The organism is Teichococcus aestuarii, assembly GCF_042651065.1.
GTDB lineage: Bacteria > Pseudomonadota > Alphaproteobacteria > Acetobacterales > Acetobacteraceae > Pseudoroseomonas > Pseudoroseomonas aestuarii.
The window spans coordinates 1-25925 of sequence record NZ_JBHSCH010000049.1; the positions used below are offsets into that span (position 1 = coordinate 1).

General features: G+C 71.4%; 22 protein-coding genes and 1 pseudogene. 8 read left to right on the forward strand and 15 right to left on the reverse strand.

Annotated elements, in window-relative coordinates:
• Positions 1-205, forward strand: a pseudogene (locus tag ACFOY6_RS16935) (Crp/Fnr family transcriptional regulator); the annotation flags it as partial.
• A 328-nt stretch (positions 206-533) separates the two neighbouring features.
• On the forward strand, positions 534-1178 hold the full coding sequence (locus ACFOY6_RS16940; RefSeq protein WP_379637488.1) for a GMC oxidoreductase: 645 nt from the start codon (positions 534-536) through the stop codon (positions 1176-1178).
• Positions 1179-1456: 278 nt separating this feature from the next.
• On the opposite strand, the gene ACFOY6_RS16945 is transcribed toward ACFOY6_RS16940, so the two are convergent.
• Both ACFOY6_RS16945 and ACFOY6_RS16950 read right to left on the reverse strand, forming a co-directional pair.
• Positions 1457-2245, reverse strand: coding sequence for an SDR family oxidoreductase (locus ACFOY6_RS16945; RefSeq protein ID WP_379651718.1), 789 nt, complete (start codon positions 2243-2245; stop codon positions 1457-1459).
• The gene (locus ACFOY6_RS16950; protein ID WP_379637486.1) at positions 2245-2571 is read right to left on the reverse strand and encodes a nuclear transport factor 2 family protein; all 327 of its coding nucleotides are present in this window, start codon (positions 2569-2571) and stop codon (positions 2245-2247) included. The genes ACFOY6_RS16945 and ACFOY6_RS16950 overlap by 1 nt, the downstream gene beginning before the upstream one ends.
• Positions 2572-2674: 103 nt before the next feature.
• On the opposite strand from ACFOY6_RS16950, the gene ACFOY6_RS16955 reads away from it, so the two are divergent.
• The 3 genes from ACFOY6_RS16955 (at position 2675) to ACFOY6_RS16965 (ending at position 5302) form a co-directional block, all read left to right on the forward strand.
• The gene (locus ACFOY6_RS16955) at positions 2675-3034 is read left to right on the forward strand and encodes a winged helix-turn-helix transcriptional regulator (protein WP_379651719.1); all 360 of its coding nucleotides are present in this window, start codon (positions 2675-2677) and stop codon (positions 3032-3034) included.
• 544 nt (positions 3035-3578) lie between these two features.
• A complete protein-coding gene (locus tag ACFOY6_RS16960; protein ID WP_109518726.1) occupies positions 3579-4010 on the forward strand; it encodes a DUF2231 domain-containing protein in 432 nt (143 codons plus the stop codon).
• Positions 4010-5302, forward strand: a complete 1293-nt coding sequence (locus ACFOY6_RS16965) for a PQQ-dependent sugar dehydrogenase (RefSeq protein WP_109518727.1) — start codon at positions 4010-4012, stop codon at positions 5300-5302. Before ACFOY6_RS16960 ends, ACFOY6_RS16965 begins: the two co-directional genes overlap by 1 nt.
• A gap of 107 nt (positions 5303-5409) precedes the next feature.
• On the opposite strand, the gene ACFOY6_RS16970 is transcribed toward ACFOY6_RS16965, so the two are convergent.
• Positions 5410-6516, reverse strand: a complete 1107-nt coding sequence (locus ACFOY6_RS16970; protein ID WP_379651720.1) for an alpha/beta hydrolase — start codon at positions 6514-6516, stop codon at positions 5410-5412.
• A gap of 437 nt (positions 6517-6953) precedes the next feature.
• Here ACFOY6_RS16970 and ACFOY6_RS16975 point away from each other — a divergent pair, with 437 nt between their 5' ends.
• A complete protein-coding gene (locus ACFOY6_RS16975) occupies positions 6954-7634 on the forward strand; it encodes a YidB family protein (RefSeq protein WP_379651721.1) in 681 nt (226 codons plus the stop codon).
• Positions 7635-8054: 420 nt separating this feature from the next.
• Here ACFOY6_RS16975 and ACFOY6_RS16980 read toward each other — a convergent pair whose 3' ends face one another.
• The 4 genes from ACFOY6_RS16980 to ACFOY6_RS16995 are packed head-to-tail and all read right to left on the reverse strand — an operon-like array spanning position 8055 to position 12197.
• Positions 8055-8906 carry a carbohydrate ABC transporter permease gene (locus ACFOY6_RS16980; RefSeq protein WP_379651722.1) on the reverse strand — a complete coding sequence of 284 codons (852 nt, stop codon included), beginning with the start codon at positions 8904-8906 and terminating at the stop codon, positions 8055-8057.
• Positions 8903-9778, reverse strand: coding sequence for a carbohydrate ABC transporter permease (locus ACFOY6_RS16985; RefSeq protein ID WP_379637470.1), 876 nt, complete (start codon positions 9776-9778; stop codon positions 8903-8905). Before ACFOY6_RS16985 ends, ACFOY6_RS16980 begins: the two co-directional genes overlap by 4 nt.
• Positions 9779-9792: 14 nt before the next feature.
• Positions 9793-11079, reverse strand: a complete 1287-nt coding sequence (locus ACFOY6_RS16990; RefSeq protein WP_379651723.1) for an ABC transporter substrate-binding protein — start codon at positions 11077-11079, stop codon at positions 9793-9795.
• Positions 11080-11099: 20 nt separating this feature from the next.
• Positions 11100-12197, reverse strand: a complete 1098-nt coding sequence (locus ACFOY6_RS16995; protein ID WP_379637466.1) for an ABC transporter ATP-binding protein — start codon at positions 12195-12197, stop codon at positions 11100-11102.
• Positions 12198-12408: 211 nt separating this feature from the next.
• Here ACFOY6_RS16995 and ACFOY6_RS17000 point away from each other — a divergent pair, with 211 nt between their 5' ends.
• Together ACFOY6_RS17000 and ACFOY6_RS17005 are read left to right on the forward strand one after the other, a co-directional pair.
• Positions 12409-13236 (forward strand): DeoR/GlpR family DNA-binding transcription regulator, encoded by an 828-nt coding sequence (locus tag ACFOY6_RS17000; protein WP_379651724.1) that lies wholly within the window; start codon positions 12409-12411, stop codon positions 13234-13236.
• A gap of 77 nt (positions 13237-13313) precedes the next feature.
• Complete coding sequence (locus tag ACFOY6_RS17005) at positions 13314-13814, forward strand: glycerophosphodiester phosphodiesterase family protein (protein WP_379637462.1); 501 nt, start codon at positions 13314-13316, stop codon at positions 13812-13814.
• On the opposite strand, the gene ACFOY6_RS17010 is transcribed toward ACFOY6_RS17005, so the two are convergent.
• The 8 genes from ACFOY6_RS17010 to ACFOY6_RS17045 all read right to left on the reverse strand — a co-directional run bounded on the left by ACFOY6_RS17010 (position 13770) and on the right by ACFOY6_RS17045 (position 25841).
• Complete coding sequence (locus tag ACFOY6_RS17010; protein WP_379651725.1) at positions 13770-17057, reverse strand: error-prone DNA polymerase; 3288 nt, start codon at positions 17055-17057, stop codon at positions 13770-13772. The genes ACFOY6_RS17005 and ACFOY6_RS17010 overlap by 45 nt on opposite strands.
• Before the next feature lie 3 nt (positions 17058-17060).
• On the reverse strand, positions 17061-18548 hold the full coding sequence (locus ACFOY6_RS17015; protein WP_379651726.1) for a Y-family DNA polymerase: 1488 nt from the start codon (positions 18546-18548) through the stop codon (positions 17061-17063).
• Positions 18545-19195 (reverse strand): ImuA family protein, encoded by a 651-nt coding sequence (locus tag ACFOY6_RS17020; protein ID WP_379651727.1) that lies wholly within the window; start codon positions 19193-19195, stop codon positions 18545-18547. Before ACFOY6_RS17020 ends, ACFOY6_RS17015 begins: the two co-directional genes overlap by 4 nt.
• A 7-nt stretch (positions 19196-19202) precedes the next feature.
• Positions 19203-19448 carry a hypothetical protein gene (locus ACFOY6_RS17025; protein ID WP_379637448.1) on the reverse strand — a complete coding sequence of 82 codons (246 nt, stop codon included), beginning with the start codon at positions 19446-19448 and terminating at the stop codon, positions 19203-19205.
• A 168-nt stretch (positions 19449-19616) separates the two neighbouring features.
• The gene (locus tag ACFOY6_RS17030; RefSeq protein WP_379651728.1) at positions 19617-20972 is read right to left on the reverse strand and encodes a hypothetical protein; all 1356 of its coding nucleotides are present in this window, start codon (positions 20970-20972) and stop codon (positions 19617-19619) included.
• Positions 20973-21723: 751 nt separating this feature from the next.
• Entirely contained in the window at positions 21724-22896 is a 1173-nt protein-coding gene (locus ACFOY6_RS17035) for an acyl-CoA dehydrogenase family protein (RefSeq protein WP_379651729.1), read from the reverse strand.
• Between the two features lie 28 nt (positions 22897-22924).
• Complete coding sequence (locus tag ACFOY6_RS17040; RefSeq protein WP_379651730.1) at positions 22925-25033, reverse strand: acetate--CoA ligase family protein; 2109 nt, start codon at positions 25031-25033, stop codon at positions 22925-22927.
• A gap of 13 nt (positions 25034-25046) precedes the next feature.
• Positions 25047-25841 (reverse strand): enoyl-CoA hydratase/isomerase family protein, encoded by a 795-nt coding sequence (locus ACFOY6_RS17045; protein ID WP_379651731.1) that lies wholly within the window; start codon positions 25839-25841, stop codon positions 25047-25049.
• Between the last annotated feature and the right edge of the window lie 84 nt (positions 25842-25925).

Genomic DNA, 25925 nt, shown 5'->3' on the forward strand with positions numbered 1-25925 from the left:
GTCGCTGATGCTGGGGGTGCGGCGGGCCGGCGTGACCGTGGCGGCCCGCATGCTGCAGAAGGCGCAGTTCATCCGCTACGAGCGCGGCCGCATGGAGGTGACGGACCGGCCGGGCCTCGAAGGCGCGGGTTGCGAATGCTACGGCATCCAGCGCCGTGCGCTTGAGCGGCTGTTTGGCAGGAGCAAGCTTCCTGGCCAACACTGAGCCGTCCATAGAGCCAGGCCGGTACGCTGGGCACAGTGTGCTCGTCAGGCTGCTGGCCAAGGCTTGCCGCGGCTGGCGGCCATGCGCCCGTTTCGGTCGCTGAGACGGCTCAGCGAGGTTCCGGAAAGCGGACAGGCCGGGAGCCCGCCTGCCTCAGGCTCGCTATCCGAGGTTACGCGACTCGTGAACAGCCGCCAGGCGGACTCTCACGCGCGGCATCGGGCCGATGCCGTCTCCTGCACCGGCGGCAATCCGAAGAAGCAACGCCACTCGCGCGTGGATTGCGGGACGCTCTCGCATCCGGCCAGGAAGGGCGCATGGCCGGGCGATGCGCCATCAGCCGGCATCAGGCGCCGCATCAGGGCCGCAGTGCGACAGCCCAGGCCTCCGCCACCATGTCCTCTTCGCCGAGGCTGACCCCGCACGCCGCCATTCGCTGTACCGCGCCTATCTCCGGCCCTGGCTCGACCGCCCGAACCTGACCGTGCTGACGGGCGCCCTCGTGCATCGCGTCGTGTTCGACGGGCGCCGGGCGACCGGCGTGGAAATCCTTCTCCGCCTGCGGAGCGCGGATCCCCTGGCGCCTCTCGCCATTGAGGCGGGCTTCCTGTCCGATCCGGCGGACATGACGACCGCGAGGGCCTGCGTCGAGCTCTGCCGCGCTCTGGGCAACGCGCCGGCCTTCCGGCCTTTCGTGCGAGGCGAGGCCATGCCCGGCCCTCTGAAGGGCGACGCGCTCGACCTCTACATCCGCGACGCCGCCGTCACCTACTGGCACCAGAGCTGCACAGCCAGGATGGGACGGGACAAGATGTCGGTCGTCGACGCCACGCTCAAGGCCTATGGCGTGGACGGGCTCCGGGTGGCGGACGCCTCGATCATGCCGCGCGTCACGACCGGGAACACCCAGGCGCCTTGCGCCATCATCGGCGAGCGGGCTGCCGGGATGATCCGGCAGGAGCACGGCGCGTAGCTGTTCCTGGCACGCCGGGGCCCCGGGCATCGCGGCGGTTCCAATGGAAGCATCCGGGGCATCCACCCCGGGGCCGCTGGCCCTGTCCATCGAGACAACTCCCGGGCGGTTCGATAGCGTCGTCAGGCCGCGTGTTCGTCATCGAGGGCCGCGGTTGGCCATGCCCGGCGACCGGCCCGGGTCTCGCGCTCTTCGGGAGGGCGCGCGTCCAGGGCCCCACGGCCGGTTGCGCCCTGCTGGGCCAGGCCCGGGGCGCCGCCCTCGTGCGGCGGGCGGGGCTACACCGTCGGGATGGTTCCGCCGTCGATGACGTAGTCCGCACCGTGAATGGCCGAGGCCCGGTCGGAGGCGAGGAAGGCGATCAGCTCCGCCACCTCCTCGGGCCTTGCGGGGCGGCCGAGAGGGATGCCGCCAAGCGCCTCCAGGATGCCCTGACGCGCGGCGTCCGGCGTTCCTCCGCTGCTGGCCGCGAGCCGCTGCACCAGCGCATCCGCCGCTTCCGTATAGATCCAGCCGGGCGAGACGACGTTGACCCGCACCCCCTTCGGCCCGACCTCTTTCGAGAGAGCCTTGCTGTAGGTCGTCAGGGCGGCCTTCGCGGCGGCATAGGCGGTCGTGGAATCGTGCAATGGCAGCCGGCGCTGGATGGAGGCGACGTGGATCACCGCGCCCGAGCCGCGCGCGGCCATCTGCGGCAGGAGCAGCCGGTCGAGCCGCACCGCCGGCATCAGGTTCAGGTCGAGCTCGGCGCGCCAATGCTCCTCGGTCAGGGCCGCGAAGCCCCCGCCTGGTGCCCGGGAGCCGCCGAGAACGTGCACCAGCACGTCGACGCCGCCGAGGCGCTCTATGGCTGCTTCCGCGAGCGCATGCGCTCCGTCCGGGCTTGTGAGGTCGGCTTCGACGAAGTCGGCGCCCGTGAGATCCTCGGGCCGGCGTCTCGCCGCCGTCATCACGCGGGCCCCCGCATCCAGGAAGCGCTGGACGGTCGCCCGGCCGGTGCCCTTGCTGCCCGCGGTGATGAGGACGCGGCGTCCCTCGAACTCGGCAGGATGGCTGTGGGGCGGCATCAGGCGATCTCCAGCCCGGCAATCGCATCGTGCCGGAGCAGGAAGCTGAGGGTGAAGCGGATCGGGCTGCCGGGAAAATCCCCTGCGGTCAGGCCCTCCACGAGGATGCGGCCATCGCGTTCGAGCCATGTCTCCGGCGTGAAGACGGCGCGGCTGGCGATCGTCGCCGACTGGATCCAGGTCCTGATCTCGTCTCGGCCCGTATGGTGCCCGCCATCGTCGCGCACCACCGCGTCCCGGGCGAATGGCGCCGCCATGCCGTCTGCGTCGAGCCGGGCGTTGGCCGCGACATAGGCTGCAATGGGTGCCGGCAGTTCGTTGGTCATGGCATGACTCCGGAGATGTGTTGCCCTGGCCTGAAGCTGTTTCTAAGCTGCCCGAATGGCAAGAACGGACGAAAAAGTAAGGGACTTACCCCGAAGTAAGCGTGTGGAATACACGGCCGAAACGGCTGCGCAGGGCGTGCAGAACGTGATCAGGGTACTCGAGGGGCGCTGGAAGCTCGTGATCCTGTTTCAGCTCTTCGGCGGACAGGTGCGACGCTTCTCCGATCTTGAGCGGGCCATTCCCGGCGTGTCGCAGAAAATGCTGATCCAGCAGCTGCGTCAGTTGGAGGGCGACGGTGTTGTCGCACGCATCGTCCATCATCAGGTGCCCCCGAAGGTGGAGTACCACCTGACCGAGTGGGGACAGGCGCTATGCCCGGCGCTTGATGCACTGCTGATGTGGGCGGAAAGCACACCCTCCGGGCTTCGCTCGCGGCCTGTCGAGACAGTGCAGTCCGATTAGCGGGGTGCTCAAAAACACCGTCACTCCACATTGGCTTGTAAAGCGCCGCCTGGGCTTGCTTCGGAAAGGTGGAGGGGAGGGTTCCTGATGAGGCAAGAGGAACCCCATGACGCAGCAGAGACGGTTCACGAAGAAATCTGAGACGAGGCAATCCGCCTGGTCCAGACGAGCGGGCGGAGTCGGAACTCGTCTGGCGCACCATGTCTGAAACACGTCAGGATGCCGGCAGGCCGTCGGCCGCCACATCGATGGCCTCTACAGCCTGTCAGGCGCCATGCCGCGCTCGACTTCGCAGGCTTGGCTCAGTTCGAGAAGATGGACGCCAGGTTGATCCAACGCTCCTCCATCAGACGGGAGCAAGTCCAACTCCATCCTGGCAGGATCTGCACGGTTCGCCGGAATGGCGGCCGCTTCGAACGGGGAGCCAGACTGCGGCGCCGAAACCCATCCTTCGCTGCCCCGTTGTCCTACCGCCGCCTCCGAAAGAGGCAGGTCAGGCCATGGCCGCTTCACCGGGCCCGGCCGGATAAGAGGAGGCTCCGCCGTGGTTGCCATAACCAGCCCAAGATCCCCGAGGCCGCTTCACCCGCTGCATGCGATCCTGCTTGCCTTTCCGCTTCCCCTGTTTCTCGGCGCGCTGCTCAGCGACTTCGCCTATCGGGCAAGCTTCCAGATCCAGTGGGCCAATTTCTCCTCCTGGCTCATCGCGGGAGGCCTTCTCGTCGGCGGCTTTGCTCTGCTCTGGGCGCTGGTGGACCTGATACGGAGCGGCGCCGGACGCAGGAGGCGGGCGGCCATCTATTTCATCGTGCTGCTGGCGATGTGGGTGCTGGGCTTCATCAACGCGCTCGTTCACGCGAAGGACGCCTTCGCGATCATGCCGGAGGCGCTCTACCTTTCCGCCATCGCGACGATCCTCGCGCTTGTTGCGGCCTGGATGGGCTATTCCGGCTACCAGTCCCGGGAGGCAGTGTGATGCGCGCGATCTTGCTGATGGGTGTTGCGGCACTGGCCCTCTCCGCCTGCGATGGCGAGGGCAACTCTGGTCCGCAGCAGCGCGGCCCCAATCCGGAACTTCCGGAACCGAATCGCGGCCTGCTGCCCGACATGACGATCCCCCGGCCGACCTCCTGGGGCGATGACCGCCCGGCCGTGCCACAGGGCTACACGATCCAGGCCATCGCCACGGATCTCAGGATCCCGCGCCAGACCCTCATCCTGCCCAATGGCGATATCCTGGTCACGGAGGGAACCGGTGGCCAGGGCGCGCCTCGGCTCAACCCTAAGGCCTTCATCGCAAACATTATCAAGGGCTGGGGCAAGACGTCGGTGCCAGGCGGCAACCGGCTGACGCTGCTACGCGACGCCGATGGCGACGGCACCTACGAGAGCCGGGGCATCTTCGCGGAAAATCTGAACGGGCCTTATGGCCTCGCCCTGGTCAATGGCTCCCTCTACGTCGCCAACCAGGATGCGCTGGTGCGCTTCAGCTACCGCGACGGCCAGACCGAGGCGAGCGGGCCACCGGTGCATGTCGCGGATCTGCCCTCGGCAATCAACCACCACTGGACGAAGGCGATGACCGCCAGCGCCGATGGCCGCTTCCTCTATGTCGGCATCGGCTCCAACAGCAACATCACCGAGCGCGGCATGGAAGCCGAGGTCGGGCGGGCGATGGTGTGGCAGATCGATGCGCAGACGGGCGCGCACAGACCTTACGCCACCGGCCTCCGCAACCCCACGGCGCTCACGATTCAGCCGGGCACGGGCCAGCTCTGGGCGGTGGTGAACGAACGCGACGAGATCGGCCCCGACCTCGTGCCGGACTACCTGACCTCGGTCCGCGAGGGCGGCTTCTATGGCTGGCCCTACAGCTACTGGGGGCAGAACGTCGATATGCGGGTGCAGCCGCAGGACCCGGAAAAGGTCGCCGCGGCGATCCGCCCCGATTACAGCCTGGGCGCACATGTGGCCGCGCTGGGCGTCGCCTTCTCGAACCCCGCCATGGGCGAGGCCTTCGCGGACGGAGTCTTCGTCGGCGAGCATGGCAGCTGGAACCGCAATGTGCCCACCGGCTACAGGGTTGTTTTCGTACCCTTCCGTGATGGACAGCCGGCAGGTGCCCCGGTCGACTTCGTGTCCGGCTTCCTGAACGGCGAGGGCCAGGCGCGTGGCCGCCCGGTGGGGGTCTCGGTGGACCCGCGCGGCGCCCTGATCGTTGCCGACGATCTCTCGAACACGGTGTGGAGGATCACGCCAAGCCGCTGAGCCTGTCGCCCGGGGGATCGCCTCCGGGCGCCGAGCCAGCCCCGCTCCAGCACGCCTGGGCTTGCGCCATCTGCCATGCCGCGTGATGGCCGAAGCTGAGCCAACGCTCACACATCCGCCGCGATGGCCGCCAGGTCTGCCAGCAGCTTCGCCACGGCATCCGGCTGCTCCTGCTGCACCCAATGACCCGCGCCGGGAATCAGGTGCAGGCTACGAAAATCAGCGCACGCGTCCTCTTGCATACGGGGCAGGGCAAGGGGGGTCTGGTGGATGCCCCAGTCGCTGGCGCCAGCTATGAAGATGGTTGGCACCTCGATCCGCCGGCCGCTGAACAGGGTAAGATCGGCGGCGTTCGCACCGCTCGTGCCGCAGCGATAGGATTGCAGCCCACCGGCGAAGCCCGTGCGGGAATACTCGGCGACATAAACGGCCAGTTCGGCATCTGTGAGCCAGGGCGCCCCGGTGGCCGGCATGTGCGGAGCCACTGCCTCAGGCATTGTCGCATGCAAGGGCATGACGTAGTAGTCCGGCAGCTCCGCCAACGCCTCCGCCGTCCAGCCGGCCAGCGGGAAGGGTTTGTTGCCGGGCCAGTCCGCACTCTTGTGGTGATAGTAGGCGCGCAGGAAAGCCTGTAGCCCCTGCCGCGGGTGATCCATATCTCCCGCTGCGCGACGCTCAGAATAATACCACTGGTAGTGCTTGCGCGGCACTTCCAGCCGGGCCAGGTCAGCGCTGATGTCTTGCCCTGAGGGTGCCCCGAAGCGTGGGGGACCGGCGAAGGGCGCGCTCATGAGTGCCAGGCGCCGGAAGACGTCCGGACGAATCAGCGCGGACCAGGCCGCGACCGGGGAACCATAGTCGTGGCCGACCAGCGCATGGACCTCCTTCAGCCCCAGCGCCTGGACCAAAGCCAGTTGGTCGCGCACCATGTTCAGCATCAGGAAAGGCGTCAGCGGCTCATCGTAGCCTGCGTTCCAGCCCGTGGTGCGGCCATATCCCCGGAGGTCCGGAGCGATGACGTGAAAGCCGGCATCAGCCAGGGCCGGCATCACCTTGCGCCATGAGAAGGCGAGCTCGGGAAAGCCGTGCAGCAGCAGCACGGCGGGCTGCCCAGCCTTTCCGGCTTCCAGCACATGTACGGAGAGCCCATTGACCCCGGGCAGGATGCGGCTGCGGATGCCGGCGGGCAGCAAGGCAGGATCGAAGGGTGTCACGCGGCATGGTCTCCATTGCTGGGGCTGGAGCATGATCCGACCTGACTGATCCGGACAGGGGTTTTCCGGGCGGCTGGAAACCTGATCCACCGCTCTTGGCGGTGCGTGCCGCAGAAGCGGTCCCACAGCGCAGGCCGCGTCGTGATGGCCTGATCCATCACAGGATCTCCGGCTATCCCTCGGCATCGTCCATTCCGCCACCAGGGCGGGCGCCACCCAGGCCGCAAAGCGCTGCGGGGCGCGCCAGAGGTGCAGCGGCACCCGCAGGATGTGTGGATAGGTCATGGAGCGGGCCGGCATCCAGTACCGGAGCCTGTATATCGTACCGGGATATCCGCGCAGTATCGCCCCCGGGCGCCGGTCCGGCAGGGCGGCTCCGGCAACGGGTCTCTCGGCTACGGCGTTGTGCTCCGCAGAGCATGCAAGGAGCGGTCATCATGAGCGGTTTATTCCCCGGGCAATCCGGCGGCGGTTCCACCGGTGGCCTCGGCGGCGGGGTCAAGGCCGCCGCGATGGCGCTGCTCATCCAGCAGTTGCTCAGGCACGCCCAGGGCGGGGGAGCACAGGCCGGCGGCCTGCACGGCGGCAGCCACGCTGCTCCGATGGGCGGCGGGCTGGGCGGTCTGCTCGGCGGGTTGCTCGGGAGCGGAGGCGCCCCGATGGCTGGCGGCGGTGGCCTTGGCGGAATCCTGGGCGGGCTTCTCGGCGGAGGCGCGCCAGCGACAGGTGGCACCGGCGGCGGGCTGGGCGGGATGGCCGGCCATGGCGCGGGCGGCGGGCTCGGCGGCCTGCTGGACGGGCTGGGTGGCCTGCTCGGGAGCCTGCGGAGCCAGGGCCTCGACCGGCAGGTGGACTCCTGGGTGTCGCGCGACACGAACCAGCCGGTCTCGCCGCAGGACCTCGAGGGCAGCTTCGACCCCCGGGAGCTGGACGAGGCGGCGCAGCACGCCGGCACGGATCGCGCCGCCATCCTCGCCGAACTGAGCAACATCCTGCCGCACATGGTCGATCGGGCCACCCCCCAGGGCAACCTTCCCCAGCGCGAGGAGGAGCTGGGCCAGGGAGGCCTGGGCGGGCTGCTCGGAAACCTGATGGGCGGCGGGGGAAGCCACCGGTAGGGCGTTCCACTCTCGGGCCGGAATCCGGGAGCACGATTGCCGCAGCCGGTGCTTCCCGCTGGTGCGGCAATTCCCCCGGCCCGGCCAGGGGGGATGGGGGAGGCTGGAGCGTCATGCGCGGGAAGGCGAGGCTCCCTCCACAGCAGCCCTTCCCGCCGGAGGCTCGGGATGCGCCCATTGCCGGCGGTCAGGTGGCATGTACCACCACAGGGAGGATCGCGCCGGCCGCCTTGCGGCGCCTTTCAGAACCTGGACAGACGATAGGGCTGCACCAGGAGTTGCCGCGACGCCTGCGCCACGCGCATCGCCCCGGCTGGAGCCGCGCCTGCATGGATAGCGCGCCCATTGCGGCAAAGAGGGAGGCGCCGGAACAGGCCCGAACCCAGAGGATCGAAGTGACGTCTCCGGAGGTATGAGGGCTCAGCGGATGCCGGCCCGCATGAAGGACTGCACGAACTGCCGCTGGAACAGGAGGAAGGCGAGCAGCAGTGGCGCCGAGGTCAGCAGCGTCGCCGCGCTGATGATGGCCCAGTCGATGCCCTGGTCCGTGGAAGCAAAGACGGCGAGGCCCACGGTCAGCGGCCGCGTCTCCACCGTGTTGGTGATGACCAGCGGCCAGAGGAAGTTGTTCCAGTGGTAGGAGACGGAGGTAAGGCCGTAGGCCAGGTAGGTCGGGCGCGCCAGCGGCACATAGACCTTCCAGAGGATGCCGAAGGTGCGGCAGCCCTCGATGCGCGCCGCGTCCTCCAGCTCCTTCGGCACCTGCTTGAAGGTCTGTCGCAGCAGGAAGATACCGAAGGCGGAGGCGACATAGGGCAGGCCGATGCCCACCACCGTGTCGACCAGACCCAGCATACGCATGGTGCGGTAGTTCTCGACGATCAGCATGTCCGGCATGATCATGAGCTGCACCAGCACGATGGCGAACAGCATGCCGGCCCAGCGCGAGCTGCTGCGGGCGAAGACGAACGCCGCCAGCGTGCCCAGCACGAACTGGCAGCCCGTGACGAAGGTGACCAGCAGAACGCTGTTCAGCATGTAGCGCGGGAAGGGCGCGGCGTTCCAGGCGGCGGCGAAGTTGTCCAGCGTCAGCGGCGCGAACAGCTCGAAGCGCGTGGCGTAGCCGGTGGGGTGGATGGCGGCCCAGAGCGCGTAGAGCAGCGGCGCCGCCCAGGCCAGCGCCAGCGTCCAGGCCGCCAGCGTTTCCAGCCACAGCCCGAGGCGCAGGCGTGGCTGCGCCGCTGCGGTCGGCGTCAGTGTCGTCGCGCTCATCGGTAATGCGTCCACCGGCCGAGAAGGGTGAACTGCGCCAGGGCCACCAGCGCCAGGATCAGCAGCAGCACCATGGTCAGCGCCGATGCCTGCGCGGTGTCCCAGAAGCGGAAGCCCACCTCGTAGATGTAGGTGAGCAGCAGGGCGGTGGCATTGTCCGGCCCGCCATGCGTCATGACGATGATGTGGTCCACCAGCCGAAATCCGTTGATGAGCGCGTTCACCGCGATGAACAGCGTGGTGGGGCCGAGCAGCGGCAGCGTCACGCGGCGGAACACCGTGAAGCGGGACGCGCCCTCCACCGACGCCGCCTCGTACAGCACGGGCGGGATGGCCTGCAGCGCGGCCAGGTAGAAGATCATGAAGAACCCGGCTTCCTTCCAGACCGCGATGGCCATCATCGCGCCCAGCGCCGTCTCCTGGCTGCCGATCCAGTTGGTGGGACCCCAGCCGAACAGGAAGCCGGTGATGCGGTCCACCAGCCCGTAATCCGGCGTGTAGAAGAACAGCCACAGGTTGGCGACCGCGATCATCGGCAGCACGGTCGGCGTGAAGTAGGCCACGCGGAGGGCGGCGCGGCCGGCGATGCGGCCGTTCACCCACAGCGCCATGGCCAGCGCCAGCCCGATGGAGAGCGGCACCGTGCCCAGCGCGTAGAGCAGGTTGTTGGACAGCGCCTGCCAGAACACCGGGTCGTCGGCCAGCGCCGCGTAGTTCTCCACGCCCACGAAGCGCGCGGGGCGCGCGCCGCGTGGCGTGGAGAACAGCGAGTGCCAGAGGGTCGCCACCACGGGATAGTGCGTGAAGGCGACCAGCAGCAGCATGGCCGGGCCCAGCATCAGCCAGGCGTGAAGAGTCGCGCGTCCGCGCATGGGCCCGGGCCGCCTCAGCCGCGATAGGCGCGCAGGATGCGATCGGCCTCCGCCTGCGCCTGCGCCATGGCGGGCACGGGCTGGGCGCGGCCGGTCAGCACGGCCTGCAGGCCGTCGTTCAGGGCCTTGGTCACGCGCTGGTTCTCATGCGTGGACAGCTCGGCCACCGCGTGCGGCAGCTGGTCGCGCGCCACGGCGGCGGCGGGGAAGCCGGCCACGTATTCCTTCATCTTCGGCGTCTCCCACGCGGCGGGGCTGGTGGCGACATAGCCCGTGTCGATGCCCCACTGCGCCGCGCGCTCCGGTTCGGTCAGGAAGCGGGCGAACTTCACCGCCGCCTCGCGCTGCGCCGGGCTGGCGGATTTGAAGACATAGAGGTTGCCGCCGCCCGTCGGGCTGCCGCGGCGCCGGCCGGCCGGCAGCATGGCGACGCCGAAGGGGAAGGGCGCGTTGGCCTTGACGTTGGTCAGGTTGCCCGTGGTGGTCCACATCATCGCCACCTTGCGCTCGAAGAAGTCGCGCGGGGTGGTGCCCCATTCCACGATGCCGGAAGGCTGCACCTTGTGCCGGGCGGACAGGTCTGCCCAGTACTGCAGCGCCTCGGCCACCTTCGGGTCGGCGAAGAAGGTCCGGTTCCCCGCCTCGTTCATCAGGCGCACGTCGTTCTGCGTGGTCAGCGCCTGGAACAGCCAGTAGGGAAAGCCGGAAGAGGGGATCTGGATGCCCCACTGCGTCACGGAATCGCCCTGCCGCCTGGTCAGCTTCTGCGCGAAGGCCACCTGCTCCGCCCAGTCCTGCGGCGGGGTCTCCGGGTCCAGGCCGGCCGCCTTGAAGGCATCCTTGTTGTAGTACATGACGATGGTGGAGCGCTGGAACGGAATGCCCCAGGTCTTGCCACCCGTGCGGCTGTTCTCCATGAAGCCGGGGTAGAAGCTGTCCATCCAGCCCTTCTCGGCGCCGGGCAGCTCGTCCCACGACACGACCACATCCTCATCGACCAGCGTGAACATGTCGGTGGACAGCAGGCAGGCCATCTGCGGCGCATCGCCGCCGCGCGCCGCCGTCAGCGCCTTGGTGATCGAGTCCTGGTAGGTGCCGGTATAGACCGGGCGGATGCGGATGCCCGGGTTGGCGCGCTCGAAATCCGCGCAATAGCCGTCGATCACCTTGGTGATCGGGCCGCCCACGGCCACCGGGTAGTTGAAGGTGATCTGCACGGGCGCCTGGGCCCGCACCGCGGGGGCCGCGAGCATGGGCGAGGCGGCGAGCGCGCCGAGCGCGGCGCGACGGGTGATCAGCATGGTCTGGCTCCCTCAGGGGTTCAGGCGAAGGTTGGCGCGTGGGACGGCAGCGGCAGGCGCTGCCCGGTTGCGGAACTGAACAGGTGCGCCAACGGCGGCAGGCGCAGCCGCACGGCGGTGCCGGCGGGCAGCGCGTGGTTGCCGGGGATGCGGGCCTGCAACGTCTCGCCGGCCGTGCCGATGGCGCAGCGCAGCACCGTCTCGGCGCCCAGGAACTCGGCGCCGCTGACAATGGCGGGCAGGCCGGGGCCGTCGGTGGGCGCCACATCCTCGGGCCGCAAGCCCAGCATCGCGCCCGCGGCCTCGGCAGGCGCCACCGGGTGCTCCGGCGCGCCGGCAATGGCGGCGCCGCCCGGCGCGGCCTGCAGCCGCAGCAGCGACATGGGCGGCGTGCCGATGAAGCCGGCGGCGAAGGCCGTGGCGGGGCGGGCGTAAAGCTCGGCCGGCGTCGCGTCCTGCTCGACGCGCCCCTCGCGCATGAGCACGACCTGGTCGGCCATGCTCATGGCCTCCACCTGGTCGTGGGTGACATAGACCATGGTCAGGCCCAGGCGCTGCTGCAGGGCGCGGATCTCGGCCCGCATCTCGGCCCGCAGCTTGGCATCGAGGTTGGAGAGCGGCTCGTCCATCAGGCAGACCGGCGCCTCGGCCACGATGGCGCGGGCCAGCGCCACGCGCTGCTGCTGCCCGCCCGAGAGCTGCGCCGGCCGCCGTTCCAGCAGCGATGCCAGCCCCAGCATGGCGGCGGTGCGGGTGAGCCGCGCGTCGCGCTCCGCCCGCGGCACCTTCCGCGCCCGCAGGCCGAACAGGATATTCTCGGCCACATCGAGATGCGGGAACAGCGCGTAGGACTGGAACACCATGGACACGCCGCGCGCCGCCGGCGGCAACGCGGTCACGTCCCGCCCGGCGAAGTGGACGCTGCCGGACGACGCCGCCTCCAGCCCCGCCAGCACGCGCAGCAGCGTCGACTTGCCGCAGCCGGAAGGGCCGAGCAGCACGATCAGGGATCCTGGCGCGGCGGTGATGTCGATGTTGTGCAGGGCCACCGTGTCGCCGAACTGCTTGCGCACGGCATCCAGCCGGATGGCGGCCCCGGGGCCGTCGGTGATGCTCATGGGAACGGCTGATAGCCGCCGGGTGCTTCGGATGAATGTCGCTTTGATGGCGGTTTCGTGACTCCGCGCCTGCGGCAGAGCCAGCGCCAGGGCGGCGGAATAATCGCGTGAAATCATTGTCTTGGCACGCGGGCGGGGCAAGCCCGGCGCAACATCGAACCTTCTCTGCCCTGTCACGTGGTTGCAGCACTGGCCGTCTAGGAGCGTACACATGAACAGGCAGAATTTTCACCTGAACATCGCCGCCACGCCGTCCCGGAGCCGGCAGGCGATGATCGCCGAGATGCTGAAGACGCGCGACTTCCTGCGCGTGGACGAGCTCGCCCAGCATTTCGAGGTGACGACCCAGACCATCCGGCGCGACATCAACAGCCTCTGCGAGCAGGGCATGGCCCGGCGCCGCCATGGCGGCATCACCTGCCCCGGCCATGGCGGCAACATGAGCTTCCGCGACCGTGAGGTGCTGAACCGCGTGGCCAAGCGGCAGATCGGCGCCGCCGTGGCACGGGAGGTGCCGGATGGCGCCTGCATCTCCCTCGGCATCGGCACCACGCCGCAGATCGTGGCGGAATGCCTGGGCAGGCATCGCGGGCTGAAGATCGTCACCAACAACCTGCCGCTCGCCCTGGCCGCGGCGCAGAACCCGGAATTCGAGGTGGCGATCGCAGGCGGCACCGTCCGCACCGGGGATCTCGACGTCTGCGGCCCGGCGGGGGAGGAGCTGTTCAGCGCCTATCTCGTCGACATCGCCATCTTCGGCGTCGGCGGTGTCGATGCGGACGGCTCGTTGCTCGACTACTCGCGCGAGGAAGTGCGCATCCGCGAGGTGATGATGCGCCATTCCCGACGGTCCTTCCTGGTGCTCGACGCCTCCAAGTTCAGCCGCGCGGCGCATGTGCGCGGCGGGCGGATCGAGGATGTCTCCGCCGTCTTCTGCGACGCCGCGCTGCCGCCCGCGATCCGCGAGCGGCTGATGCAGTCCGGTACGGCGGTCGTGCCATGCCCCCCCCTTCAGGCCGAAGGTCGGGACCACACCTGAACCCGCGCCCTGTCCCCTTCCATCGGCCCGTTCGGCCGCCGCGGGCGGCGCCTGGGCATTGAACCGTCAGACGATCCATGACCTCCTTCGAGATCTTCGGCCACCGCGGCACCAATCCCTATCCCGACCATTATTGGGGCGCCGACTGGGCCGAGCTGGACATCCAGATGACGGCCGACGGCGTGCTGGTGGTGGCCCACGACACCGGCACCATCCCCCGTACCACCTACGCCAGCCTGCACGCCGCCAACCCCGCCGCCATGACGCTGGACGAGGCGCTGGACCTGATCGCCGCCAAGGCGGCCGAGACCGGCCGCGACGTCAAGATCAGCATCGAGATGAAGGGCGTGTCCACCCACGCCGCGCGCGGCCTGGACATGCCGCAGGCGCTGGTCGACCTGCTGGTGGAGCGGAGCCATCCGCATCCCGGGATGATCTCCATGGCGGCCATGCAAAGCCCTGGCGCCCCTGGAAAAGCGGGTGGCGCAAATCTTCGGCCGGAAGCGGCAGCCGGCATCCCCGCGCCCTTCGCGTCACTGGAAATCGCGGCTCTTCACCGGCAGCACCGGCCGGCGTGATCCTGGCTCGGGCCGGCGCACCTCATCCGCCCGCCCCAGCGCCGCGGCACCCCAGTCCTGCTCCTCCGCCGCGTTCAGGCCGCGCAGCAGGTCCGTCCGGTCGGTCAGCGCCTCGGCGATGATATGCGTCACCGGCACCTCCGCCTGCCTCGTCTCGCGCTCGATCCGGCCCTGGACCATCAGCAGCCGCGCGTTGATCAGCGCCGCGCGGTCCCGCGCCACCAGATCGGCGAAGACGACCAGGTTGGCGGTGCCGTGCTCATCCTCCACGGTGACGAACACCACGCCCTTCGAGGTGCCCGGGCGCTGGCGCATCAGCACCAGCCCGGCGAGCAGGATCCTTCTGCCGGAGGGCAGGGCGCCGATCTCCCGGATATCCTGGCAGCCCAGGGCCCTGAGCCGGTGCCTGAGCAGCGCCAGCGGGTGCCGCCCCAGCGTCAGGCCGGTTGCCAGGTAGTCCAGCACCACGCCCTGGCCCTCCTGTTCCTCGGGCAGGCTGGGGCTTGCTTCCGGCAGCAGCGGCGGCTCGCCGGCGGCCGCTTTCTGCGCCGCCAGCAGCAGGAGCGGCGGCACCGCCTTCTCGACGCCCCTTGCCGCCCAGATCGCCTGCCGGCGGGGGACGCCCATGCCCGCAAAGCCATCCGCCGCCGCCAGCGCCTCGGTGGCCTTGCGGCCAAGCCCGGCGCGGCGCACCACCTCCTCCACGCTGGCGAAGGGCGCGCCGTTGCCGGCCCGCCGGGCCTTGACGATCTGCTCGCCCTCCGCGCGGGCGAGGCCCGCCGCCATGCGCAGCCCCAGCCGCAGCGCCAGCCCCTCGGCGCTGCCAGGCTCCGGCTCCAGCGTGCAGTCCCAGCCGCTCCGGTTGACGTCGAGCGGGCGGACCTGGACGCCATGCTCCCTGGCATCGCGGACGATCTGCGCCGGGGCATAGAAGCCCATGGGCTGGCTGTTCAGCAGGGCGGCGGCGAACACCGCCGGGTGGTGGCACTTCAGCCAGGCTGAGGCGTAGGCCAGATGCGCGAAGGACGCCGCGTGGCTCTCCGGAAAGCCGTAGGAGCCGAACCCCTCCAGCTGCTGGAACACCCGCTCGGCGAGGCCGGGGTCGTAGCCGCGCCGCACCATGCCGCCCACCAGCCGCTCCCGGTACTCCGTCACGCCCTTTGTATGCTTGAAGGTCGCCATGGCGCGGCGGAGCTGGTCCGCCTCCTCCGGCGTGAAGCGCGCGGCGACCATGGCCACCCGCATCGCCTGCTCCTGGAACAGCGGCACCCCCAATGTCCGCTTGAGCACATCCTTGAGCTCGTCGGGATGCCCATGCGCGGGGGAGGGGCTGGGATAGACCGGCCGCTCCAGCCCCCAGCGGCGGCGCAGATAGGGGTGCACCATGTCGCCCTGGATGGGGCCGGGGCGGATGATCGCCACCTGGATGACGAGGTCGTAGAACTTTTCCGGCCGCAGCCGGGGCAGCATGTTCATCTGCGCCCGGCTCTCCACCTGGAACACGCCAATGGAATCCGCCCGCCGCAGCATGGCGTAGGTGTCCGGGCAGTCGCGCGGCAGGTCCGCCAAGCCAAGCTGCCTGCGGTGGTGCCGGCGCAGCAGCGCGAAGCCGCGGCGCAGCAGGGAGAGCATGCCGAGCGCCAGGATATCGACCTTGAGCAGGCCGAGCGCGTCGATGTCGTCCTTGTCCCATTCCAGCACCGTCCGCCCCGGCATGGCGGCGTTGCCGATCACCGCCAGCTCGGTCAGCGGCCCGCGGCTGATGACGAAGCCGCCCACATGGGTCGCCAGATGGCGGGGGAAGTCCTGGATCTCCTCGGCCAGCTGCAGCGTCCAGCGGAGCGCCGGGTCGGCGGGGTCGAGGCCGAGGCCGGCGGCCAGCTCGGGCAGGGTCTGCTCGCGTCCCGGCCCCCAGCTGGCCTTGGCCAGCTTCGCGGTGACATCCTCCGACAGGCCCATCGCCTTGCCGACCTCGCGCAGCGCGCTGCGCACCCGGTAGCGGATCACCGTGCCGGCGATCGCCGCCCGCTCGCGGCCATAGCGCTCGTAGATGTGCTGGATCACCTCCTCGCGCCGCTCATGCTCGAAATCGACGTCGATGTCGGGCGGCTCGCGGCGGTTGGCCGAGACGAAGCGCTCGAACAGCAGGTCGTGCCGGGCCGGGTCCACCGCGGTGATGCCAAGCACGTAGCAGCAGGTGGAGTTGGCGGCCGAGCCGCGCCCCTGGCAGAGGATCCCTTTCTGCCGTGCGAAGCGCACCACCTCGTGCACGGTGAGGAAGTAGGGCGCGTAGCCCAGGCTCTCGATCAGCCGCAGCTCATGGTCGATGCGGGCCTGGATGTCGGCCGGCACGCCCTCGGGCCAGCGCCCGGCGGCGGCGGCCTGCACGCGCGCCGCCAGGGTCTGCTGCGGCGTGCGGCCGGGCTCGAGGATCTCGTCCGGGTATTCGTGCCGCAGCTGGTCGAGCGAGAAGCCGCCCGTCGCCTCCAGCACCCGCAGCGTGCCGGTCAGCGCCTCCGGATGGCCGGCGAACAGCCGCGCCATGTCGCAGGGCCGCTTGAGCCGGCGCTCGGCATTCGGCTCGGCGTGCCGGCCCAGCGCCGCCACGGGGCAGCCGAGGCGGATGGCGGTGAGCAGGTCGGCCACGGGGCGGCGCCGGCGGTGGTGGTAGCGCACATCGTTCCAGGCCAGCAGCGCGGCACCGTGGCCGGCCTCCGTGGCCAGCTGGGCCAGCCAGGCCAGCCGCGCCCGGTCCTGGCCATCCATCCGGCAGGCGGCGGCGCAGAACAGCGGCAGCGCCAGAAGCGGCCAGAGCCGCTCGGCCAGCCCGGCGAAGCGGCGGGCAAACGCCGCATCCGGCTGGTGCGGCGGAATGGCCGCCAGGCACCAGCCCGCCGCATGCGCCAGCATCTCCTCCAGCCCGATCTGGCATTCGCCTTTCGGCGCGCGCAGCCGGCCGCGTGACAGCAGGGTGGTCAGCCGGCCATAGCCGCCGCGGTCCGTCGGCCAGGCGAGGAACTCCGACCCATCCTCGAGCGCGAGCCGCGCGCCGACGCGGAAGGGCAGCCCGGCCTCCCTGGCCGCCACATGGCCGCGCACCACGCCGGCCAGGCTGTTGCGGTCGCAGATCCCGAGCCCGGCATGGCCGAGCGCCCGGGCGGCCAGCACCAGCTCCGCCGGGTGCGAGGCACCGTCCAGCAGGGAGAAGTTGGAGCGGGCGCCAAGCTCCGCATAGCCTTCCACGGTTCAGGCCAGTTCCCCGTGCAGGAACCAGCGCGGCGCCGCGGCGCCCTCGCGCAGGCGGCAGACCCAGAGCCGCGGCCCCTCGGCGGTCTGCAGGCGGTAGTAGTCGCGCGCCGGACGGTGCGCGTCCTCGCCCCACCATTCCGGCTCCAGCCGCTCGGGCCCGAGGGCGGCCAGCACCCGGTGCCGGCGCGTGCCCTGGAGGAGTTGCAGCGGCACGCCCCCGGGCTCCTCCATCGTCACCGTGACCGGCAGCGGTTCCGCCAGCAGCCGCACCGGGCGGATCGGCCCGCCCCAGCCGGTTGGCACCACCGGCACCGCCTGCGGCGCGGCGGGCGCGGCGGCGTATTCCGGCCAGTGGCTGTCGAGCGGCAGCGGCCGGCTCAGCGCCACGCGCGGCGCGGCGCGGTCGAGCAACTCGGCCAGGGCGGTCAGATCCGCGCCCGCCTCCTCCGGGCCGGTGTGGAGCGGCGCCTGCCGGTGGGCCAGCGGCTCCGTGCCCGTGGCCTCCAGCACCATCCGCTCGAAGCCGAGCTCCGGCATCAGCCGGTCGAGTTTGAGAGCGAAGAGGCGCGCCAGATGCGCCGGGCTGTGCGAGGCGGTGCCGGTGCCGATCGCCAGCTCCTGCACCGCCCGGTCCACCCGGAAGGCGCGCAACACCCACTGGCGGGCGCCCTGGCCGGCGGCGGCCAGCGCCGCGCAGAGCTCGTCGAGCAGCACGGCCAGCACCCGGTCGATGGCCGGGCGGGTGGTGATGGGCTCCAGCAGGTCGCGCAGCGCCATGAAGTCGGGCAATGGGCGGAGGGGGTGGATCGGCCGCGGGCGGGCGCCGGTGGCATCGTCCAGCGCATCCAGCAGGGGGCGGCCGAAGCGGCGGGCCAGCGGCGCGCGCGGCTGGCGCAGCGCATCGCCCAGGCTGTGCAGGCCGAGCCGGGCCAGGCCCTGCAGCGTCGCCGGGGGCAGCCCCAGCGCGGCCAGCGGCACGGCGGGCAGGATCTCGGGGCCGGCCTCGCCGGGCAGCAGGCACGGCGCCCCCGCGGCGCTGGCCAGGGCGGCGGCGGTGCCCGGCGCGCCGGCGATGGCGCCCCGCACCCGATAGCCGCCCGCTGCGAAGCTCCGCTCCACCGCCGCCAGCAGCGCGGCCTCGCCGCCGAACAGCCCGGCGACGCCGGTGACGTCGAGCATCAGCCCATCCGTACCGTCCACGGCGGCCAGCGGCGTGAAGCGCATCGCCCACAGCGCCAGGCGGGTGAGCAGCGCGGCATCGGCCGCCGGGCTGGCCTCGAACAGAAGCAGCCCCGGATGGATGGCCTGGGCGTCCGCCACGGCCTGGCCGGGTTGCAGCCCTGGCGCGGCAACGGCAGTGAGCCAGCGGCGCGGGCCGCGGCTGGCCCAGGCCGCGAAGGGCTGGCCGGCCAGGGCGGGGTGCTGCCGGCGCAGGCGGTCGAGGGTGAGGTCCGGCAGCGCCAGGGCAAGATAGCGGCGGCTCATGGCAGAGCCTCCACCTGCAGCGCGCCGCCCTCGTGGCACACCAGCCAGGCGGCGGGCTGGCCGCCGCGGCAGCGCAGCAGCGCCAGCCGCCAGCAGGGGCGCAGGGCAGGGTCAGGGTGGGAGGCCACGCGCCAGCGGCTGGTGGCGCTCGACGGCCCGTGCTCGGCCGCCGCGCGCAGCAGCAGGCCGATGCGGGGGGAGCCCTCCACCGCCAGCTGCAGGCGGCGCGAGGCGGTGAGGTCCAGCACATCGAGCCGCAGCACGGCGCCGCCCAGCCCGGGCGTGCGCAGCGCCTCCTCCAGCAGCCACAGCCCATCGGCGGGTTGCCGGTAGCCGGCCAGCAGCAGCCGTTCGGGCGGCAGGCCGAGGCAATGCAGCCCGGGCGCCCAGGGGGTGTCGGCGGCGGGGGCGATCCACAGCACCGGCCCCGTGGTGCGGCCGAGGATCAGCGCGGCGAAGGCGAAGCCGGCATTGCGGTCGGCCATCTGGATCTCGTGCAGCGCGCCGCGCGCCAGGCCGCCCCCGGGCAGGTGCCGGTCGATGGCAGGGGCCAGGGGCAGGGGCAGGAAGGCCGCGCCGCCGCCGCCGCGCTCCATCCGGGCCAGCTGGTCCCGCAGCGCCTCGAGCCGGGCCTCGGAGGGAGCCACGGCACCCTCAGCCGGCGCTGTGCAGCCGGTCGGGCGGCCGTTTGAGGATCAGGAAGCCGGCACGCTCGAGGTGCTGCACCAGGTGCTCGGCGGCGAGGCTGGCGACCAGGGGCCCGCCCGAAGGTCTTGCCCGGCCGCGCTCGTCGTAGCGCAGCGCATAGGCCAAAGCCTCCGCCACCTCATCGGCAAGGGCAGGGGAGAAGCCCGAGGGCAGGGGCAGCGGACGCGCAGCGTCAGGATCAAGGTCAGCCATGAGGCGACGCTAAAGGCGAATCGCAGAACGAATCAAGAACAAAGACTTGATTGACAGCGGAAGCAGGGCTTTGGCGGGAGACAGCCCCTTGCTCCTGCTCCGCAGTTCCGCCTCTGCACGGCCACGGGCCAGTGCTGGAAGACAGGGCGCACCGCCCCCTTCTGGGGCTCAGGCCGATCCCGGCGGACGACTGACCAGTGGCACGATCGCCTCCAGCAGCGCCGGCATCTCGGTGGCCGGCAGCGGCAGGCGCTCCGCCTCCAGCGTGATCTCGTCCAGCAGCCGGCCCGAGCGGGTGTAGAGCGTGAGATGCAACTGCCCTTCCTCGGCACGCGGCAGACAGACCACCTCCTCCTCCAGCGCTTCCTGCCGAGCGACCGCGACGAAGTCCTGGATCTCCCGCAATACGCTGCTCTGCTCGCCGGCCTCCTCCAGGAAGTCGGCGATCTCGGCCCCGGTCTCGGAGAGCGGCACCAGCGCCAGTGGCACGCAGCCGCCGAAGGCCTGGAAGGCCATGCCGCGCCAGCGGTCGAACGCCTCCGCCAGGGCCGCCTCCTCTGGCGTGGGCGGGGCGTCCTCGTCGGCGGGCTCGGGCAACCCGGCCTCGGCGATCTCCTCCCAGAGCGGCACGTCCCAGTCGAGTTGCAGGCCCAGCAGCACGCCGAACCCACCCTGCGCCAGCGCCTCGGGAGCAGCCGGCGGCAGCGCGGCCGGCGCCTCGCCCGCCACCAGGGCCAGCAGCGTCTGGCGGGCCTCGACGGGGGTCAGCGTGGCAATGGCCTCCGGCATGTACCAGTGCGGCAGCAGGTGCAGGGAGGCCGCCTCCGGCAGCGCGCCGCAGGCCAGGAAGCTCTCCGCCAGCGCCGCCGGGTCGGGCAGCGCGTCGGGCGGGAGGGCCACGGGCAGCGACACCAGCCCGGCCCAGCCGGACGGGCCCACCGGCGCCGCCTCGGCCAGCGCCAGAAGCTCCAGCGAGAGATCCTCGGCCGCCTCCTCGCCATGGCGCTGCGCCACCTTGCGCACCGCCTGCTCCAGCACGCCGTCGCGCCCCTGGGCGATCAGGGCTTCGGCGCAGGCCTCGAAGGCGGCGCCATCCTCACTGGCGAAGAGCCGCACCAGCCGGTCGGCCGGGGTGCCGGCGCCCTTCTCCGGGCGCGATGGAGCCGGAGCCTCCACGCCGATCCGCCGCAGGGCCTCGGTGCCGTGCAGCAGTCGGCTGCGGTCGCGCCAGGCGGCAGGGCCACCGGCGCCGTCCTGCCACGCATCCCGCCAGCGCCGGGCGGCGGCCCGGTCGGCCTGCTGCACCAGCACCACCACGCCCTGCCGCAGCATCTCGGCGGCCACGGCGCGGTTGGCCTCCTGCAGCACCGCCAGCGGCACCGCGCCGCCGGGCCGCATCAGGTCCAGCGTCTCGGCATCCGGGTCGTGGGTCAGCACCACGGACCGCAGCTCCGGCGCCAGGTCGCGGGCCCTGGAGCGGGCCGTCGTCACGACCTCCCGCCAGGAATCATCGGTTGGTGTCATGCTGCGGTCTCCGGAAATCTTCTTGTGGGTTGGCAGCCTTAACGCCGACAGCCCAGGCACACCATGGCTGCTGCGAATCATGGAGCCTGGGGAATCAGGGGGCCTGGGGTGGATCGTCATCCGGGCACCAAGGAATGCAGGCCGCGGCGCGGACCATCGCCTGCGAGACCTCCAGCCGTACAAGGCTGCCTCAATGCCAGGCTCGCTCCCAGGCAGATGATCCTCCATCCCCGCTCTGGGAAGCGCTCCTGGTCAGTGAGACGCTGACGGGGCAGTTCCATCTCCCGGCCATAGGTCTCCCGCCAAAGGAAGCCCAGTTCCGCCCGCTGCAGGGTTTCCGGTACGCCGGTGTACCGGGCGCGTGGCTGCCCTGCCGTGGCGTCCCCGTTCCAGCGGCAGCCGCGCGCCTTGAGGCGGTCCTTGGCCTCTCAATAGGGTGCCTCCACCGCCCAGATGCGCCAGGAGGCTTGGCGGGCGGCCCTCAGCAGGCGCGCAGCTCCGTCACGCCGGTAAGTGGGGCAGCGGCCTTGCCAGGATCGCCAGCGTCGCGCGCAGTCATGCAGCGCCCTGTGCCCGCCGAAGAACAGCCGCAGCGCATGGCGAGATAGCCGAGCCGCGTACCCTCGAGCCTCCTGACCGCCCAGTCCTCGGCGACAGAGCCGCTCATATGGGATGCCGCCCCTGCTGCGGCTCCGGGGCGCGGTGCTGCCGTTGCTGCGCCATTCCCAGGGCGGCACCGACGCGCTGGCGGTCAGGACCGACTGCCGCGCGACTTCAGCATGCGCCGTGCGATCGCCATGCGATGCACCTCCGTCGGGCCTTCATAGATCCGCATCAGCCGGACCTGCTGGTAGAAAAGCTGCAACGGCAGCTCCCGCGTCATTCCCATCGCGCCGTGGCACTGCATGGCCTGGTCCAGCACCTCCTGCGCCGTCTCCGTGGCGAAGACCTTGATCATGGAAGCTTCGTGGCGCACATCCCCGCCGGCATCCAGTGTCCTCGCAGCGGCCTGCACCATCAGCCGCAGGGCGTGCACGCGGATTCCCGCATCGGCGATCCACCACTGAATGGCCTGGCGGTCCGCCAGCTTCACGCCGAAGGTCGCGCGGTTGTTGGCCTGGTCGATCATCATCTCCAGCGCGCGGCCGATGATGCCGACGCAGCGCGCGCCCACCTGCAGGCGGCGGATGTTCAGCCGCAGCTGCATCGGCGCGTAGCCGCGCCCGAGCTCGCCCAGCACCTGGCTCTCCGGCACGCGGCAATCCTCGAAGACCAGCTCATAGGTCTTCTTGCCGCCGATCATCGCGATCTCGCGCTCGATGATGAAGCCCGGCGTGTCCTTCTCCACGATGAAGGCGGTGACGCCCTCCTCGCGCTTCCCCTCGCCGGTGCGCGCCATCAGGATGATGAAGTCGCAGTAGGGCACGCGGCTGACCCAGATCTTGCGGCCGTTGATCACCCAGTCCGAGCCGTCCTTCACCGCGCGGGTGATCATGCCCGCCGGGTCGCCGCCCGCCCCGGGCTCGGAGATGGCGATGCAGGACTTCATGCGCCCCTCGGCATAGGGGACCATGTACTTCTCGCGCTGCTCCGGCGTCGCCACGGCCTTGAGCATGTGCAGGTTCGGGCTGTCCGGCGGGAACTCGAAGGGCGTGATGGTGCGGGAGACCTCCTCCTCCACCATCAGCCGGTCCAGCGCGGAGAGGTTCACGCCGCCCATCTCCTCCGGCACGTCGAGGCCCCAGAGGCCGAGCTCCCGGCACTTCTCCAGCAGTGGCGCCTCCTCCTCCGGCAGCAGCCGGTAGCTGCCGGTCTCCGCCTCGCGCTTCAGCACGGCGGCTTCCAGCGGCATCAGCTCGCGCTCGACGAAGCGCTGGACGAGATCCTGCAGCATGCGGCTCTCGTCGTTCATCATCATGTCCATGGGCGTTCCTCGTTTCCCTGCGGCGCGCTCAGCCCGGCACGACCAGGCCATCGACGGCGACGGCGCCCTGACCTTCGGGGCGCACGATGAGCGGGTTGATCTCCGCCTCGGCCACCATCTCCCGCGGCAGCGCGGCCAGCAGCGAGAGGGCGCGGATCGCCTGCGCCAGGGCCGGCACGTCGCCGCGCGGCAGGTTGCGGTAGCCCTGGATGGCGCGCAGCTCGGGGATGGCCGCGATCATCTCCTGTGCCGTCTCCAGCGAGACGGGCGCCAGCCGCACGGCGGTGCGGCGCGACAACTCGGCGGTGACGCCGCCGAGGCCCAGCACCACCACGGGCCCCACCTCCGGGTCGTGCCGGTAGCCCAGGATCACCTCGGCGAGGCCCTGCTGCATCGGCGCCACCAGCACCCCCTCCAGCTTGGCAGCGGGAAAGGCCGCGCGGGCGCGTGCCAGGATCTCCGTCACGGCCGCCGCGATCTCCGGCCCGCGCAGGCCGAGCCGCACCAGCCCCGCATCGGTCTTGTGGGCGATGTCGGGCGAGACGATCTTCACCGCGGCCGGCCCCTCGATGCCGCGGGCCTCCGCCGCATCCGCCACGATCCGGCTGCCGGGGCCCTCGATGCCCAGCGCCGCGAAGACGGCGCAGGCCTCCGCCTCGTTCAGCCGGCGCGGGCCATAGCCCTGCAGCAGCGCCCGCGCGCCCGCCGCCGCCGGGTCCGGCGCCTCCAGGCCGCGCGGCGCGCGCCAGGAGAGGTAGGCGTTCAGCGCGTCGGCGCAGGTCTCCGGCGTGCGGAAGCCGGCGACCCCGGCCGCGTCGCAGATCGCCAGCGCCGCATCGGCCTGCGGCGCGCAGAAGACGGCAAGCGGCTTGCTGCCGTCATAGACGGAGAGGATGTTCTCCTCCACCTGGGTGGGGCGCAGCCGCGCGGTGGAGCCGAGCACCGCCACCACGGCGTCGCAATGCTCGCCCGCCACGATCTCCTTCAGCACGGTGGTGTACTGCCCCTTGCCGCCGCCCATCGGCAGGTCGATCAGCGGCGAGTCCGACACCTCGATCCCCTGCCCCGCCAGCCGCGCCCGCATTGCCTCCGGCGGCGGCGCCACCTCAATGCCGAGAGAGCCCAGCCGGTCCACCACCATCGCGGCGCCGCCGCCCGTGCCGGTGAGCACGGCCACCCGGCGGCCCTTCGGCGGGCGCCGGCCCATCACCAGGCGCGGCAGCTCCACCAGCCCCTCCAGCGTGTCGACGCGCAGGATGCCGTTCTCGCGGAAGAAGGTGTCGGCCAGCTCGTCGCCGCCCACCATGGCGCCGGTGTGCGAGACGGCGATGCGCCGCCCGACCTCCGAGCGGCCGAGCTTGTAGGCGATCACCGGCTTGCCCAGCGCATGGGCGCGCCGCGCGGCGCGGGCCAGCGCCTCGGCGTCCCGCAGCGTCTCGAGGAACAGCAGAACCGCCTCGGTCGCCGCGTCCTCCACCATCAGCGATGCGATCTCGCCCACGCCAAGGTCGCATTCATTGCCGACAGAGACGAGCTTGGAGAAGGACAGGCCGCGCGTGCGGCAGCGCGAGAGCAGGGCGCCCATCATGCTGCCGCTCTGCGAGATCAGGCCGAGCGGCCCCGGCTCCAGCGGCTCCGCCTCGACGGCGGCGTTGTTGGTGATGGGCACGCCATCGGTGACGTTGACGAGGCCGAGGCAGTTGGGCCCGACCAGCCGCACGCCGCCCTCGCGGGCCAGCGCCACCAGCCGCTCCTGACGTTGCCGCCCGGCCTCCCCCATCTCGGCGAAGCCGGCGCTGTAGATGGTGGCCACCCGCACGCCCCGCTCCGCGCAGCCGGCGATGGCCTGCTCCACCGCCGGCGGCGGCACCATGAGGAAGGCATGGTCCACCGGCCCCGGCACGTCCCGGATGTCCGGATAGGCCGTCTCGCCGAAGATCTCGCGCCGGCCGGGGTTCACCGGCAGGATGCGGCCGCGGTAGCCGGCCTTCTGCAGCACGCGCTGGGCGCGCGAGGTGTTCTTCGCCGGGTCCGCCGAGGCGCCGATCAGCGCGATGCTGCGCGGGCGGAACAGGGCATCGGCCAGCGTCTGGCCGGGGGCGTGCGGTGGGGCATCCGCCGCGAGAGTCTGGTCCATCATCGGGTCTCCCTCAGCGTCCCTGGAAATCCGGCAGGCGGCGCTCGGCCATGGCGCGGCGGCCCTCGGCGAAGTCCTCCATCCGGCGCTGCCACACCTGCTGCTCGAACTCGCGCTCGATGGCCTGGTCGAACAGGTCGGGCAGGCCGCGGCGCAGCGTGGCGCGCACGCTCTGCACCGCCTGCGGCTGCGAGTGGCCGATCTCCTCGGCCAGCGCCTGCGCCGCGCCCAGCACCTCGGCCTGCGGCACCAGCTCGTCCAGCAGCCCGATGCGCAGCGCCTCGGCGCCGTCGATGCGGCGGCCGGTGTAGAACAGCAGGGCCGCCTTCTGCGCACCGATCAGCCGCGGCAGGGTGGCCGAGAGGCCAAAGCCCGGGTGGAAGCCGAGCCGGGTGAAATTGGCGGCGAAGCGCGCCTCGGCGCAGCCGATGCGGAAATCCGCCACCACCGCGAGGCCAAGTCCGGCGCCGATGGCCGCGCCCTGGATGGCGGCGACGACCGGCTTGCGGCCGCGCAGCAGCCGCGCCGCCTGACGGTAGAGCGTCTCGCCCGGCGCGTCGCGCGGCGTGTCGAGACCGCCGGAATCGCCGCCCGAGAAATCGGCGCCGGCGCAGAAATGCCGGCCGGCGCCGGCCAGCACCACGGCCCGCACGCCGTCATCGGCATCGAGGGCCGCCATCGCCTCGGCCAGGAGCACGACCAGCGCGCGGTCGATGTGGTTGTTGGGCGGGCGGCTGAAGGTGAGCGTCGCCACACGGCCCTGACGTTCGATGGCCAGCGGCGGGGCGTCGCCCGCCCTCCGCGGCATATCCCGCTCCATGCTTCTCTCCCTCGCCGGCCGTCGGGGCGCCCGGCGGGGCGCTTGCGGCGGGCTTTGGGTTCTTATAGTGTT